At 60.1% G+C, this 14,822-nt stretch carries 11 protein-coding genes; 8 read left to right on the top strand and 3 right to left on the bottom strand.

What is annotated here, in order from left to right:
- Window positions 1-38 precede the first annotated feature (38 nt).
- From RCH93_RS13895 to rph, 3 genes are all read left to right on the top strand, one after another.
- Complete coding sequence (locus tag RCH93_RS13895; protein WP_306549018.1) at window positions 39-2,204, top strand: bifunctional (p)ppGpp synthetase/guanosine-3',5'-bis(diphosphate) 3'-pyrophosphohydrolase; 2,166 nt, start codon at window positions 39-41, stop codon at window positions 2,202-2,204.
- A gap of 37 nt (window positions 2,205-2,241) precedes the next feature.
- Window positions 2,242-2,691 carry a hypothetical protein gene (locus RCH93_RS13890; protein ID WP_306549017.1) on the top strand — a complete coding sequence of 150 codons (450 nt, stop codon included), beginning with the start codon at window positions 2,242-2,244 and terminating at the stop codon, window positions 2,689-2,691.
- Between the two features lie 71 nt (window positions 2,692-2,762).
- Window positions 2,763-3,479 (top strand): ribonuclease PH, encoded by a 717-nt coding sequence (gene rph / locus RCH93_RS13885; RefSeq protein WP_306549016.1) that lies wholly within the window; start codon window positions 2,763-2,765, stop codon window positions 3,477-3,479.
- A 36-nt stretch (window positions 3,480-3,515) separates the two neighbouring features.
- Here the strand turns inward: rph and RCH93_RS13880 are convergent, their stop codons facing one another.
- From RCH93_RS13880 to rlmKL, 3 genes are all read right to left on the bottom strand, one after another.
- On the bottom strand, window positions 3,516-4,721 hold the full coding sequence (locus tag RCH93_RS13880) for an EAL and HDOD domain-containing protein (RefSeq protein WP_306549015.1): 1,206 nt from the start codon (window positions 4,719-4,721) through the stop codon (window positions 3,516-3,518).
- A gap of 81 nt (window positions 4,722-4,802) precedes the next feature.
- Entirely contained in the window at window positions 4,803-5,312 is a 510-nt protein-coding gene (gene yfcD, locus RCH93_RS13875; protein WP_306549014.1) for an NUDIX hydrolase YfcD, read from the bottom strand.
- Window positions 5,312-7,519, bottom strand: coding sequence for a bifunctional 23S rRNA (guanine(2069)-N(7))-methyltransferase RlmK/23S rRNA (guanine(2445)-N(2))-methyltransferase RlmL (gene rlmKL, locus RCH93_RS13870; RefSeq protein WP_306549013.1), 2,208 nt, complete (start codon window positions 7,517-7,519; stop codon window positions 5,312-5,314). Before rlmKL ends, yfcD begins: the two co-directional genes overlap by 1 nt.
- A 480-nt stretch (window positions 7,520-7,999) precedes the next feature.
- Between rlmKL and RCH93_RS13865 the strand changes: the two genes are divergently transcribed.
- The 5 genes from RCH93_RS13865 to RCH93_RS13845 all read left to right on the top strand — a co-directional run.
- Complete coding sequence (locus RCH93_RS13865) at window positions 8,000-8,650, top strand: response regulator (protein ID WP_306549012.1); 651 nt, start codon at window positions 8,000-8,002, stop codon at window positions 8,648-8,650.
- Between the two features lie 113 nt (window positions 8,651-8,763).
- Window positions 8,764-10,146 (top strand): sigma-54 dependent transcriptional regulator, encoded by a 1,383-nt coding sequence (locus tag RCH93_RS13860; RefSeq protein ID WP_306549011.1) that lies wholly within the window; start codon window positions 8,764-8,766, stop codon window positions 10,144-10,146.
- Between the two features lie 267 nt (window positions 10,147-10,413).
- A complete protein-coding gene (locus RCH93_RS13855) occupies window positions 10,414-10,818 on the top strand; it encodes a hypothetical protein (protein ID WP_306549010.1) in 405 nt (134 codons plus the stop codon).
- 14 nt (window positions 10,819-10,832) lie between these two features.
- Window positions 10,833-12,380: a chemotaxis protein CheW gene (locus tag RCH93_RS13850; protein ID WP_306549009.1), complete on the top strand. Its 1,548-nt coding sequence runs from the start codon at window positions 10,833-10,835 to the stop codon at window positions 12,378-12,380.
- 31 nt (window positions 12,381-12,411) lie between these two features.
- Window positions 12,412-14,822 (top strand): PAS domain-containing protein (locus tag RCH93_RS13845; protein WP_306549008.1); only part of this gene is annotated, 2,411 nt, incomplete at its 3' end.

The raw sequence follows: 14,822 nt of genomic DNA, 5'->3' as shown, positions 1-14,822 counted from the left end.
CGGGGGTTCCCCCCATTGACCGGAAACAGCACACGACCATGTCGGACATCAAACCGCTTCTCTCTTTAGCCGCAGCCTATCTCAACGGGATCGATCTGGCCCCGATCGGCAAGGCCTACGAGTTTATCTGCGAGCGTCACGCCGGCCAGCAGTATGTGACCGGTGAGGCCTATGTCGACCATCTGCTGGCCGTGGCCTCCAGTCTGGCTTCGATGAAGCTTGACCTCGACACCATCGTCGCCGGCCTGCTCCACGGCACGCTCAAGGAGCAGGTCGCCACCCCGGAGGAGCTAAAAAAGAAGTTCGGCGCCGACGTCGCCAACATTGTCGACGGCGCCACCCGGATCACCAATGTCCGCTACAACTCGCACCTTGCTCATGAGGCGGAAAACATCCGCAAACTGCTCCTGGCCATGGGGGCGGACATCCGCGTTTTGCTGGTCAAGCTGGCCGACCGCCTCCAGGACATGCTCAATTTGGATGTGGTCGACGAGGAGGAGCGGCGCGCCAAGGCCAGGGAAACCATGGACCTCTATGCGCCGCTGGCCAGCCGCATCGGCATCGAGTGGCTCAAGCGCGAGTTGGAGGATTTGGCCTTCAAGTATCTGCTGCCGGTGGAATACGCCGAACTGACCGCCCATCTGGAAAGCACCCTTGCCGAACGCCAGGCCTACGTTGACGAGGTTCTGGAGATCCTGCGCGAAAAACTCAAGGCCAGCAAGATTGTGCCGGTGCGGCTCCTTGGCCGGCCCAAGCACATCTATTCCATCTACAAGAAGCTGGTGGCCCAACGCATCCCTCTGGAGCGGGTCTACGACAAGGTGGCCTTCCGCATCATTGTCCGCACCGTCAAGGAGTGCTACCAGACCCTGGGCACGGTGCACGCCGACTGGACGCCGGTTCCGGGTCGGATCAAGGACTGGATCAGCGCCCCGAAGTCCAACAACTACCAATCGCTGCACACCACCGTGGCCGGGCCGCGCGGCCACTTTATCGAGATTCAGATTCGCACCGAGGACATGGACCGGGTGGCGCAGGAGGGCGTGGCCGCCCACTGGGCTTACAAGGAAGGACAGAAGATCACCAGCGGCGACGCCCGATTGTTCAAGGACCTGAAGCGGTTGGTGCAATCCCTGCAAGAGGTCGAAGACCCCAGCGAGTTCATGGAGTCGTTGCGCGGCGAGCTGTTTGAGCCCGACGTCTTCGCCCTGACGCCGACTGGCGAGGTGCGCGAACTGCCCCGGGGCAGCACGCCGATCGATTTTGCCTACGCCATCCATACCGGCGTCGGCGACACCTGCGTCGGGGCCAAGGTCAACGGGCAGATCGTCCAGCTCAAGCACGAGCTGCAGAGCGGCGACATAGTCGAGATTCTGACCCAGAAAAATCAACACCCCCGCCGCGCCTGGCTGCAGTTGGTCAAGACCAGCCGCGCCCGCACCCGTATTCGTCACTATCTGCGCCGCGAGGAAAAGGAACGCTCCCTTAAGCTCGGCCGCGAGATCTGCGAGCGGGAATTGAAGAAGTGCGACGTCAATCTGCGCGGTCTGCTCAAGAGCGGGCATCTTCGTTTGCTGCTCAAGCAACTCAACTGCAACACCCTGGAAGACATGCTGGTGCGGGTCGGCAGCGGCTCCATTACCGTGCCCCACCTGCTCAGGACCCTGCAGCCGGAGGAATTTCGCGAGGCCGAAGAGAAACGGCGGGCCGCGGAGATGCTCGAGCGGGCGCAGCGGACCGCTGAAGAGAGCCGGTCCGGCGCCACGCGGCGCAATGTGATCGACATCGACGGCGTCGACGGCATATTGATTAAGGTCAGCCAGTGCTGTCGACCGGTGCCCGGCGACCCGATCATTGGCTTTATCACCACCGGCTCCGGGGTATCGGTCCACAAGGCCGATTGTCACAACCTGCAGGCTACCGATCCGGCCCGCTGGCTGGAGGTGGCCTGGGCCGGATCGCCGCAGAGCACCCACCGGGCCGGGCTGACGATTCGCGCCGAGAACCGTAAAAATCTGCTGGCCGACATCAGCGGCGCCATCAGCGCCGACGACGCCGACATCGTGGAACTGAACGCCCGCACCACGGTGGAAAACATCGCCGAGCTGGAAATCCTGCTCGAAGTGTTCAATCTCAAGCACCTGCAGGTCGTGCAGCAGCACCTTCTGCAGATGCCGGAGGTGATGGAGGTCCGCAGACGGTAGGCGGCCGTTTGCAGGCCTTTGGTTTGGCAGGGCGGCCATGGAACAGATGATCTGCGCGGTCTGCGGCAATGAGGTTGAGAGCGGAAGGCTGCAATGCCCCTATTGCCAAGCCGAATGCAACGGCAACGTCCTGCCCCCGACCGGGGCCTTCCACCGTCTGGTCAATCTGAAAAGAGGCATGCCGCTGGTCCAGCTGGCTCTCGACCGGTTGGACGGTGAAATCAACCTCAGCAAGGGGCTGGGGTGCAAGGCGCTGACCCTGATCCACGGTTACGGTTCCAGCGGCGCGGGCGGGGCGATTAAAACAGCGGTGCTGCGCCAATTGCACTTCCTCCACCATCAGGGACGGATCCAAGACGTCATTCCCGGCGAAGAGTTTGAGGGCCGCTCCGGTCGCGGCCGTCAACTGCTGCGCCGTTTCCCCTTCCTCGCCGAACACCGCGATCTGAACCGCGCCAACCCTGGCGTCACCTTGATTATCCTGTGACCGGGCGACACTCCGTCGCTCCGCCAAACAGTCGGAAACACACGTCAACACTATCTACAAAGGGAGTTTATATGCGAAACGGTGATCGTCCGGCCGACGCTCTGCGTCCGGTCAGCGTCGAATATGGGTTGCAGCCCCACGCCCACGGTTCGGCGCTGATCCGAATGGGCCACACCCATGTGCTCTGCGGGGTGACGGTGGAAAACAAGGTGCCGCCTTTTCTCAAGGACAAGGGGCAGGGCTGGATCACCGCCGAATATGGGATGCTGCCCTGCGCCACCCACAGTCGGGGACGGCGGGAGGCGGTTTCCGGCCTGTCTGGCCGCACCCATGAAATTCAGCGGTTGATTGGCCGATCTCTACGGATGATGGTGGATCTGCGGCTGTTGGGCGAGCACACCCTGCGGGTGGACTGCGACGTGCTCAACGCCGACGGCGGCACCCGCTGCGCCTCGATCACCGGCGGCGCTCTGGCTGTGCGCATGGCCCTTGCCGGCATGGTCGAGCGCGGGCAACTTGCCGTTTTGCCGCCGCTCTTGCCGGTGGCGGCGGTGAGCGCCGGGGTGGTTGGCGGCCAGCCGGCGCTTGATCTGGATTATGCCGAAGACTCGTCCGCCGATGTCGACGCCAACTTTGTCATGAGCCGCGACGGACGGTGGATTGAAGTGCAGACCACGGCCGAAGGCGCGCCCTTTGCCCCGGAGCTGTTCACCGCCATGGCGGCCCTGGCCACGCAGGGCATCGGGCAGTTGTTCGAATTGTGGGATGCGGCAGGGGCGAAGGGGTGAAGCCTGCTCGGCGCAGCGAAGAAAAAAGGAAGGCGTTCAGTCGATAATCGAGGCGAATTTGACCGCGTCGAGATAGAGATCGTAGACCTTGGCCGGGTCGACCTTGATCATCCGCAGGGCCTGCAGGCATTCCTTGGATTTGCCCTGCTCGTAGGCGACAACAGCCTGCAGGAAGGGGGCGAGCGGCCCTTTGCCGACGGTCAGCGCCTCTTTGACCTCGTTGGATAGGGGCAGCTTTTCCATCATCTGTTCCATGGGCATGTCCAGGATGGCGTCAATCAAGGAAAAGAGGCCGAGGAGAAACGTCTCGGAGACATCCTGAGCGCGTTGGCTGTTCTCGGCCAACAGTTCGCACCACCGGGCCCTGAGCACGGACAATCGCACCAGTTCGGTCGGCTTGTCCGCCGCCAGTTCGGAGACGATCACCAGAGTGACAAAGCGGCGGATTTCCCGCTCGCCCAGGTAGGTGATGGCTTGGCGGATGGAATCGACCTGATGGAGCAGATGAAAATAGGCTGAATTGATGTAACGCAGCAGTTTGTAGGAGACGGCGACGTCGGCTTCGATGATCTTTTCAAGCCTCTCAACCGATGTTTCTCGTTTGTTGACCTCCATCAGGAGACGAAGCAGGCTGGTTTTGTTTGAGGCGATTTCAGTGATGCGCAGAGATTCGGGCCTGGCAAAAAAATAGCCTTGAAAATAGTGGAAACCGAGTTTGCGGGCGTGTTCAAACTCTTCGTAACTCTCTATTTTTTCTGCAAGATATTTAATGCTAAAGCGGGACAATTTGTACTGCAGCCGTTCGATTTCCTGCGGAGTCGAAAGGCGATAGTCGATTTTGATGATGTTCGTCAGTTCCACCAGCGGCAGCAGTTCCTTGGCGTAGACAAAATCATCAAGGGCAAGAATATAGCCCTGCTGAGAGAGATGGCGGCAGGCCTCGATCACCTCCGGGGTGGGCGCCACGTCTTCAAGAATCTCAACGACGATTTTATTTTTTGGAAAGGAGTAGGCAATCTCCTTGAGGAGGAGATTCTCGGTAAAATTGATGAAGCAGGGCTTGTTGCCGGCGATTTTTTCAATGCCCTCGGTGAGAAAGGCGGTGGAGAGCAGGCTGGTTGTGGCCCGGTCGCCGCTCAGTTCGCCTAAACTCAACCCCAGAGTCTGGCGGAACAGCAGCTCATAGGCAAACAGTTTTTTGTGGACGTCGAAGACTGGCTGCCGCGCTATATGGACATACATGAGGCCTCGGTGCGAACTCCGAAATTGATCATAGGCGGAGTATAGGCCAAATATTTACTTTGACCAAGAAATAACACCGGCCTAGCGCGGAAGCAACCGGAGCAGCGCCATGCCGTCCGGGGTGACCGGCTCGGTTTGGTGGAGTTGTTCGATCTCGGCCAGCGACATAAACCGGCCATAATCAATTTCTTCGGCCTGGAGGGTAAAGGGACCTTCGCTGGTGCAGGCAAAGATGCGGCCCCAGACTTTGTTGTTTTCGTCCTCGTAATACTGATCAAAAAGCCGGCGCAGTTGCACCCCCGCCACACCCAGTTCCTCACGCAGTTCGCGCTTTGCCGACTCCTCGTAGCTCTCTCCGGCCAGCACCACGCCGCCGGCGGCTAGATCCCAAAAGCCTGGATAGATGTCCTTGCTCATGGTCCGTTTCTGGAGGAACAGTTCGCCGCTGCGGTTGAACACCAGGATATAGGAGGCCCGGTGGATAAGGCCTTGCTGGCGCATGATCCGTCGGCTGACCGCGCCAATGGAGTTGTTGTCGCGGTCAACGATTTCGACGATTTCTTCGGCGGGATTGAGGGAATTGGCGGGCATTACGCCTCCTCGGTCCGCCGCTCCGCCGGCGTCAGCGGATGACGTATTTCCCAGCAGCGGTGAATGCGGCGGTTGCGGGAGAAATCAAAGGGCACGGTTTCGTCGCTGATTTCGCGAAGATCGAACTCCTGCTCCAGTGCCGGGTCCAGCTTGAATTTGCGGAAATTGGTGGAGAAAATCAGCACGCCGCCTTTGGCCAGATGCTGCATGGTCATGCGCAACAGGGCCGGGTGGTCGTTTTGCACGTCAAAGGTTTGTTTGCGGTGACGGGCATTGGAAAAAGTCGGCGGATCGACAAAAATCACCCCGAAGCGTTCGCGGTTCTGCTTGAGCCAGTCGATGCAGTCGGCCTCGACCATCTGATGCAGCGGGCCGCCAAAACCGTTGAGTGCCAAGTTGGCCTGGGCGCGGGTCAAGTAGGTTTCGGAGACGTCCACGGTGGTGGTGGCGGTGGCCCCGCCGATGGCGGCGTATACGGTGGCCGAGCCGGTGTAGGCGAACAGGTTAAGAAAGGTCTTGCCCTGGGCCAGCCGCCCCAGCCGCGCCCTGGTGAGGCGGTGGTCGAGAAAGAGGCCGGTGTCGAGATAATCGGTGAAATTGACCAGGAAACGGCCGCCGCCCTCGCGCACCTCGTAGAGCGCCCCTGGGCCGGGCTTTTTCTGGTACTGTTGCGCCCCTTTTTGTTTCTGCCGGGTTTTGATGAAAATCCGGCTGCGGGGCGTGTCGAACACCGAGCGAATCACCTGCATGGCCAGACTGAACCGTTCCTCAGCCTTGGCCGGCTCGATGGTGGCGGGCGGCGCATACTCCTGAACGTGAATCCACTCTTCGTAGAAATCAATGGCAAGATTATACTCAGGCATGTCGCCGTCGTAGATGCGGAAGCAGGTAATTCCCTCCTGTTCGGCCCAAGGAAGCAGCGAGGCGCAGTTTTTGATCAGCCGGTTGGCAAAATCAACCCCAGGCGCGCCAGGTTCCAAGGGCGTTGTGGTCCAGCGGGGCGTCGCTTTTTCCGTCAGCTGATTGTCGGAACCCACCAGGAGTTGGCATTTGATTGGTCCGTTGAAGAGCCGATGCCGCTCTGCCCAGTTCATGCCGGTCATCTCGGCCAGATCGGGGTTGGCGGTGAAGAAGCCCAGGGTCCAGCCGCTGAAATGGGCGGCAAAGACGCGGCCCAAGGACCGGTAGAGATATTTCACCGCCTCTTTTTCCGACAGCCGTTCGCCGTAGGGCGGGTTGGTCAGCAGGCACCCCTGGGGGCCGGGGCTCTGCAGCCGGGCCAGTTGCCGTTGTTTGATGACGACCATCTCGCGCAGGCCGGCGGCGATCACGTTTTTCCGGGCGGCGGCCACCACCTTGGGGTCGGCGTCGTAGCCGATGAACTGCGGCCAGGTCTCGGGCATGCCCCGGCCTTCGCGGTCCAGGGCCTCTTGCACCAGCCGTTCCCACAACTGAGGATCGTGTTTGTTCCAGGTCATGAAGCCGAAGGTCTTGCGCAACAGGCCGGGGGCGCTGTCGCTGAGCATCAGAGCCGCCTCAATCAGCAGGGTGCCGCCGCCGCACATTGGATCAAGCAGGATAGGTTCGCGGTCAACACGGTCAAGCCAGCCGGAAAGGCGGACGATGGCGGCCGCCAGAGTCTCCTTGAGCGGCGCTTCGCCGCCCCCGGTGCGATACCCGCGTCGGTGCAGGCTTTCGCCCGAAAGGTCCAGCGACAACGAGGCCCCTGTGCCCATTACATGGAGATTGATGCGGATGTCGGGGGCAAAGGCGTTGACGTCCGGACGCTTGCCAAAGCGCTTGCGGAACTGGTCGACAATGGCGTCTTTAATCCGCAGCGAGGCGAACTGGCTGTGGTTGAGGGCGGCGTTGACCAGGGTGGTGTGGACCGCAAAGGTCGATTCGACGGTGAAATGTTCGTCCCAGAGGATGTTGCCGGCGTGCAGGTAAAGGGCGTCCGGATCCGGGGCGTCGAACCGGGCCAGCTCCAGGAGGATGCGCGAGGCAAAGCGCGACCACAGGCAGGCCCGGTAGCCGGTTTCCAGATTGCCGGTCCAGGAGACCGCCCCGGCGCCTTCAACGATGTCTTCACCGCCAAAGACGGCAATCTCTTCGCTGACCAGGGTTTCCAGGCCGGAGCCGCAGGTGGCGGTAAACCGCAGGGGTTGCTTCTTCTTTGTCTTGGAGGTCGGACGGATGCGGAGCATGAATTCTAGTCGTGTTGGCTGAACAATCTGTAGAGAGCAAACCCGGAAGGTCGCCTCAATGAAGGGGGCCACGGGAGAGATGGCGGGACGGAACTGGCGCTGTGGGCTGAATATCTTGACAAGGCGTGCAACCTGTGCGAACCATGGGAGAAAAAGTCCGCGCTCATGAGGGCAAAGGACGTGTCGGTTGATGCGCTTGCTGTGAGCCGCGTGCAAGCCGCTGGCGTGCAACAGGCACGCACCATAGCCATTCTCGCCGGGGAAGTAAACAAGAACAAGGCTCCACGGCGCGTTCTTTGCCGCAGGGGGTGCCCGGCAATGAGCCGCCTTGGGGTCAGGCTATGGGAATCAAAAGGATTTCTCACCCCGATGGGCGTCATTTTGCAAGACCGCACCGCAGGGTGGACGGACCGTCGTGCAATGAACCGGGACAGAGAGGTTTGGCGATTTTTTTACTGGAGATCGACAGAGGAGACTTCAATGGACGAACCAAGTGCAAGTCCTGGCGCGCAGGCCGCAGAGGAAAGCAGGCTCAGCCGCGAGCAGAGGCATGCCTTCAAAAATATCTTCAGCATCATCATTGCCAATGCGGAGATGATCGACGAGGACCTGCCCGCCGCCGAGCCGGTGCGGCGGCGGCTTGAGCGGATCGTTGCGGCCAGCCGTCGCGGCGAGCAATTGGTGCAACAGATCTGCAACCTGACAACGCCGCCAGCCCACGACGAGACCTCGCCAGCCGCTCCGGCTTCTCGCCTCGCCGCGCCGCCCGGCCGGGTGCTGGTGGTGGACGACGAGCCTGATGTGGTGGAGATTATCCGCCGCTATCTGGAGAAGGAAGGGATGCGTGTGCAGGGCAGCACCGACAGCAGGGAAGCGCTCGAGTGGCTGCAGAGCAATCCCTTTCAGTTTGATCTGGTGATTTCCGATTTCGACATGCCGCTTCTCTCTGGAATCGAGCTGTGCCAACGTGCGCGTGGTTTGCGGCCCGACCTGCCGGTGATCATGGTCACCGGCCATGATCACCGGGGCTCAGGCGAGCAGTTTGCCGATGTTGGGATCAGGGCGTTGTTGCTCAAACCGCTCGACAGAAATGATTTGCTGAACATGGTTCGCCGTCTTTTGCCGGCTTGACATTTCGCGGGCCAGCAGGTGTAATGGATGAGGTTGCATGTTTTACCCGCGCGAGATTGTGATGCGATTCCAACAAGTTTTTATTGCCGTTCCCCAAAGCCCCCACAGAATGCATGGCTGAAATCCTGATCATCGACGACGACCAACTGTTTGCCGAAACCGTTGCCGACAAACTGGACAGTCTGCACCATTCCGCCCATTGCGTCCACACCCTGGCGGATGGCCTGGAAGTGGCGGCGGCCGGCGTCTTTGACGTGATTCTGCTCGACGTCTGGCTCCCGGACGGCAACGGTTTGCACATGATCGACCCCTTGCGGGCCGTCCCCTCGGCGCCGCAGGTGATCATCATCACCGGCCAAGGCGATCCAGACGGGGCCGAACTGGCCATTCGCCACGGCGCTTGGTGCTATCTGGAAAAAAGTTCCATCGTCAAAGAAATCGCCCTGTCGCTGACCCGCGCCCTGCAATACCGGCAGGCCCTGCGCGGCCAGAAGGCCGTGCTTAAAACCGTGGAGCGCGACCAGCTGGTGGGGGAGAGCCCGAGCTTCCTGCATTGTCTGGAAACGCTTGCGAAGGCTGCGGCAGCCGACGCCAGCGTCCTCATTGCCGGCGAATCGGGCACCGGCAAAGAGGCTTTTGCCCGGGCCATCCACGCCAACAGCCGTCGCAAGAACGGCAACTTTGTGGTGGTCGACTGCACCGCCTTGCCCGAACAGCTGGTGGAAAGCGTGCTCTTTGGCCACGTCAAAGGCGCCTTCACCGGCGCGGACCGGGCCAATCGCGGCCTGATCCGGCATGCGGACCAAGGCACGCTTTTTCTCGACGAAATCGGCGAGCTGCCGTTGGCGACGCAAAAGAGTTTTCTTCGGGTCCTGCAGGAGCGCGCTTTTTGTCCGGTGGGCAGTCAGGAGGAGTGCAAGAGTGATTTTCGTCTGATCTGCGCCACCAATCGCGATCTGGCGGCTATGACCGAGCAGGGATTGTTTCGCGAAGATCTGCTGTACCGCCTCCGCGGCCTGTCTCTGACGCTGCCGCCCCTGCGCGAGCGGGAGGGCGACATCCCGCTGCTGACGACCCATTTCCTCAGCCGCCTGGTTCAGCGGTACGGGCAAGAGCAGAAGGAATGCATGCCCGATTTCATCGACTACCTCACCTCCTACAGCTGGCCGGGCAATGTCCGCGAACTGTCCCAAGCCATTGAATCCGCCTTTGCCCAGGCCGTCTATTCGCCGGTCCTGTTCACCCAGCACCTGCCGGTGCACATCCGCACCGCCCATGCCCGCGCCAACGTCACCCGGCAGGAGGCCGCCCCTCTCGCTCCACCGTCTGCCGTTCCGCCCGTGCTCGTTTGGCGGGAGGCCAAGGACGCCTTTGAACGCCAATACACCCGTCATCTCCTCCAACAGAGCGAAGGCAACATCATGGAGGCCGGACGTCTCTCCGGCCTTTCCCGCACCCGTCTTTATCAGCTGATCAAAAAATATCCGGAAGCATAGTTGTTGCTCCCGATCATATTCCGGAACGCTGCAGGCTCTTTTTTTGCCGACTCCTGTTCACTTCCCTGGACACAGTCCCCTTTTGTTGACACCTTTTGCCGGCCCGTTTCCGAACAGCTTTTTGCGGCGCAGAGACCGCAATGGGCTGCCGGGCAGGCTTTGCAGGCATTTTTGCCTGCTCAGTCTCGACAGGCATGTTCCTTGCCAAACCCCAGGCAAACGGCAATCTTTTCCGGTTGACTGGGTAAAAAAGGTGAGGGACTTGTAATGAACGTGCTGTTATACGCGGCAAAACAGACCGAAAGCGGTGAGCGGCTGAAGCGCTCCATAGAGGCGTCTGCGTCTTTGGAAGCTCTGGTCCATTGCTGCAACATGCCGGAATTGATTCGTCATTTTCAGACGCCTGATCCGCTGCCGAAGATCGTTGTCCTGCTGGCTGCGAACCGGCAGGATTTGAAGATTTTCGAGGCGTATCGTTTTCGTCTGGAGCAGGTGTTCTTCATCCTGGTGCTGCCCGCCGCCGACGCCGAAACCGTGGCCTGCGGTCATCAGTTGCGGCCACGGTTTATTGCCTATCAGGACAGCGATTTCAGTGAAGTCTGCGCCGTGCTTGACAGGTTGGAAGCGCGGCGCGACGGCCTTTCCAGCGGCGACAAGCCGTGCGCCCCATAAACGGGAACATCATTATGAGCCAGGAACAACTTTTTGCCTCCTTTATCCTTGATCGTCGGGCCGGGATTGAAATTGCCCTGCCGGCGGAGCAGGTGATCGAAGCCATGCCGCTCAACGCGCCGATTCAGCCTTTGCCCACCGGCGCCGTGTTTCTGGAGGGCGTCATGCCTCTGCGCGGCGACGTCATCCCGGTGATCAATCTGAAAAAACGGTTGGCCTTGGCGGAGACTGAATACGGCGCGGACGCCAAGGTGGCGGTGATTCAGTTCAACCGCAAACGCTACGGTTTGCTGGTTGACGACATCCGCGACGTCCTCCGGGTTGCGCCCGAGTTGATCGAACATCTGGACGCCTTTCTCCTTACTGAAGAAACGGTCATTGCCGACCTGATCAAGTTGGAGCAGGGGAGGCGCACCTTGGAATTGCTTGATCTGCAGCGGCTTTTCCCGGACGGCGCGGCCGCGATTGAAAGCGTCGTTGACCGCAACGAACAGCCGCCTGCGGCGGCGCGCACCTATTCGCAATTCGTTGTCTATTCCTGCCGGCGGCAGGTCTACGGCATTCCGGTCGCCGACTCCAGGGAGATTTGTTTTTTTGCCGACATTGATCAGACCTTCAAGAGCGGCAAAGTGGAGGGGGCGTTGCAACTGCGGGGCCAGACCATTCCCGTGCTCTGCAGCGCCACGCTGCTGGGCTGCACCGAGGAAACCCTCCAGCCCACCGAAGACACCCGCATCCTGGTGATGCAGTCGGACAACTTGTCGTTTGGTCTGATCGTCGACAAGGTTCATCAGATCCTGGTGGTGGCCGACGACGAGATCCTGACCATCCCCGGAAACCACCTGCCGCACCTGCAGGGCGTATGCAACAACAAGCAGTACAACAACATTATGCTGCTTGACGTCCAAGGGCTGATCAGCTCGCAAACGGACAAGATCAACGCCATGTCGCGGCTGCGCAAAACCGGCGGCGACTCCGCCTCAGAGATCGAGCCGGCGGCCCGCCACCTCATCACCGAGCATTGCTACCTGGTGTTCGCCATCGGCAAGCACTACGCCATTGAACTGAAAGACGTGCAGGAGATCATCGATTGCGGCGATTTCATGCAGATCGCCAGCGGCGGCGGTTTGGTGCAGGGCATCATCAACCTGCGCGGGCGGATCGTGCCGGTGTTGAGCTTGCGCAATTTTTACAATTGCCCGGATCATAACGTGACCACCAAAGAGCTCGGCCGGGAGGACAAGCTGATCATCGGCAAGGCCAACGGCAACCTGGTGGCCCTCTTGGTGGACGAAATCGTCACCATTTACAAGCAGGAGCGGTTTCACGCCACGCCCTCGTTGCGGCCGGAGCTGCAGTCAAAGAAGGACACCCTTGATCGGCTGATAGAATTTGTCAACGATAACGGGCTGAAGGAACATGTGCTGGTTGTCAATGTCGCCAATGTCCTGCGCAATCATCTCCAGATTCCTGATCAGGAGACCACTGCGCCGGAGGCGGCTGCGGCGGAAGACCACGTCCTGGTCGATCACCGTAACTCCAGTGGACACACACAAAGTTGAAATATCGAACGGAAAATCAATGGAGGAAACAATGGCAACCGCAGAACAATCAATGACCGGCATGGATCTGTCTTTATTTGAAACCTTGGACGAACCTGGTTTCATGGTCGACGCCAAACGAACCGTCATTTGGGCAAACCCCGCATTTTTTGAGACCTTTGGCCTGGAATCGGCTGCAGTGATCGGCAAGATGACCTGCGAGGAAACCTGCAATCTTCACCTCTGCGGCTCCAAGGATTGCCCGGTGGAAAAAGCGGGCCGGGTGCACAAACCGGTCACCGCCGAGGCCATCCGCAACAACGGTTCCGGCCTTCGCTATTACCGCTCCCTGGCCCGGCCGCTGCCAAACGGCTCCGGCCAGACCCTGGTCACCATGACCGACGTCAGCGACCAAAAACAGCTGGAAGCCCGGTTGCGGCAGATGGAGACCGATCTCAACGTCATTCCCACCCCTATTCTGGAAATTGACGATAAATTCACCGTCACCTTCATGAATCCGGCGGGCGCGGCGATTGCCGGTCTGACCCCGGACGAGGCGGTGGGCAGGAAGTGTTACGACCTGTTCAAGACGCCGCACTGCAAGACCGAGAAATGCGCCTGCGCCCGGGCGATGAAGACCGATTCGGTGGTCACCGAGCAGACCATTGCCCGGCCGAAGGATGGGGTGATCGTGCCGATCAAGTACACCGGGGCGCCGATCAAGGACGCCAAGGGCAATATTGTCGGCGCTGTTGAATACGTGCTCGACGTCACCGAGGAAAACAAACAGCAGCAGATGGCGGAGGAGAAGATTGAAAACCTCAACACCATCCCCACGCCTATCATGTCGATCGACACCGACTTCACCATCACCTTCATGAATCCTGCGGGGTCGTCCATTGCCGGTCTGACCCCGGACGAGGCGGTGGGCAGGAAGTGTTACGACCTGTTCAAGACGCCGCACTGCAAGACCGAGAAGTGCGCCTGTTTCCGGGCGATGAAAACCGACAGCATCGTCAGCGAGCAGACCATCGCCCGTCCGCGCGACGGGGTGATCATCCCAATCAAGTACACTGGCGCGCCGATCAAGGACGCCAAGGGCAACATCAAGGGCGCGCTGGAATACGTGCTCGACGTCACCGAAGAAAGCAAACAGCAGCAGATGGCGGAGGAGAAGATCGAAAACCTCAACACCATCCCCACGCCGATCATGTCGATTGACACCGACTTCACCATCACCTTCATGAATCCTGCGGGATCGTCCATTGCCGGCCTGACCCCGGACGAGGCGATAGGCAGGAAGTGTTACGACCTGTTCAAGACGCCGCATTGCAAGACCGAGAAATGCGCCTGCGCCCGGGCGATGAAAACCGACAGCATCGTCAGCGAGCAGACCATCGCCCGTCCGCGCGACGGGGTGATCATCCCGATTAAGTACACCGGGGCGCCGATCAAGGACGCTAAAGGCAACATCAAAGGCGCGCTGGAATACGTGCTCGACGTTACCGAAGAAAGCAAACAGCAGCAGATGGCCAACGAGAAGATCGAAAATCTCAACGCCATTCCCACCCCGATCATGTCGATTGACACCGAGTTCACCATCACCTACATGAATCCGGCCGGCGCCGCAATTGCCGGCCTGACCCCGGACGAAATGGTGGGCAAAAAGTGCTACGATCTCTTTCGCACCCCGCACTGCCGCACCGAGAAATGCGCCTGCGGACAGGCCATGAAGCGCGACGCAATTGTCACCGAGGAAACCATCGCCCGTCCGCGCGACGGGGTGATCATCCCGATCAAGTACACTGGCGCGCCGATCAAGGATGCCAAGGGCAACATCAAGGGCGCGCTGGAATTCATTCTCGACGTCACCGAGGAGGCGCGGCAACGCCACGACGCCAACACCAAGATCGAGAACCTCAACGCCATTCCGACCCCGATCATGTCGATCGACACTGATTTCTCGGTCACCTACATCAATCCCGCCGGCGCCCAGGTTGTCGGTCTGACCCCGGACAGCGTCATTGGCCGCAAATGCTACGATCTGTTCAAAACGCCGCACTGTCAGACGGAAAAATGCGCCTGCAACCGGGCGATGAAGACCGATGCGGTGATCAGCGAGGAAACCATCGCCCGTCCGCGCGACGGGGTGATCATGCCGATCAAATACACCGGCGCGCCGATCAAGGACGCCAAGGGCAACATCACCGGCGCCCTCGAGTTCGTCCTCGACATCACCGACGAGGCCCGGCAACGACAGGAGGCCAATGAGAAGATCGAAAACCTCAACGTCATTCCCACCCCGATTTTCTCCATCGACACCGATTACACCATCACCTACATCAACCCGGCCGGGGCCAAGGCTTTGGGCGCAAGCGTGGACGAGGCGATCGGCAAGAAATGTTTTAGCCTGTTCAACACCACCCATTGCAACACCGAGCACTGCGCCTGCAGTCAGGCGAT

Source organism: Desulfobulbus sp., assembly GCF_030824455.1.
Classification (GTDB): domain Bacteria; phylum Desulfobacterota; class Desulfobulbia; order Desulfobulbales; family Desulfobulbaceae; genus Desulfobulbus.
The sequence above is the reverse complement of the archived record's forward strand: the minus strand, read 5'-3'. Positions and strand labels throughout refer to the sequence as shown.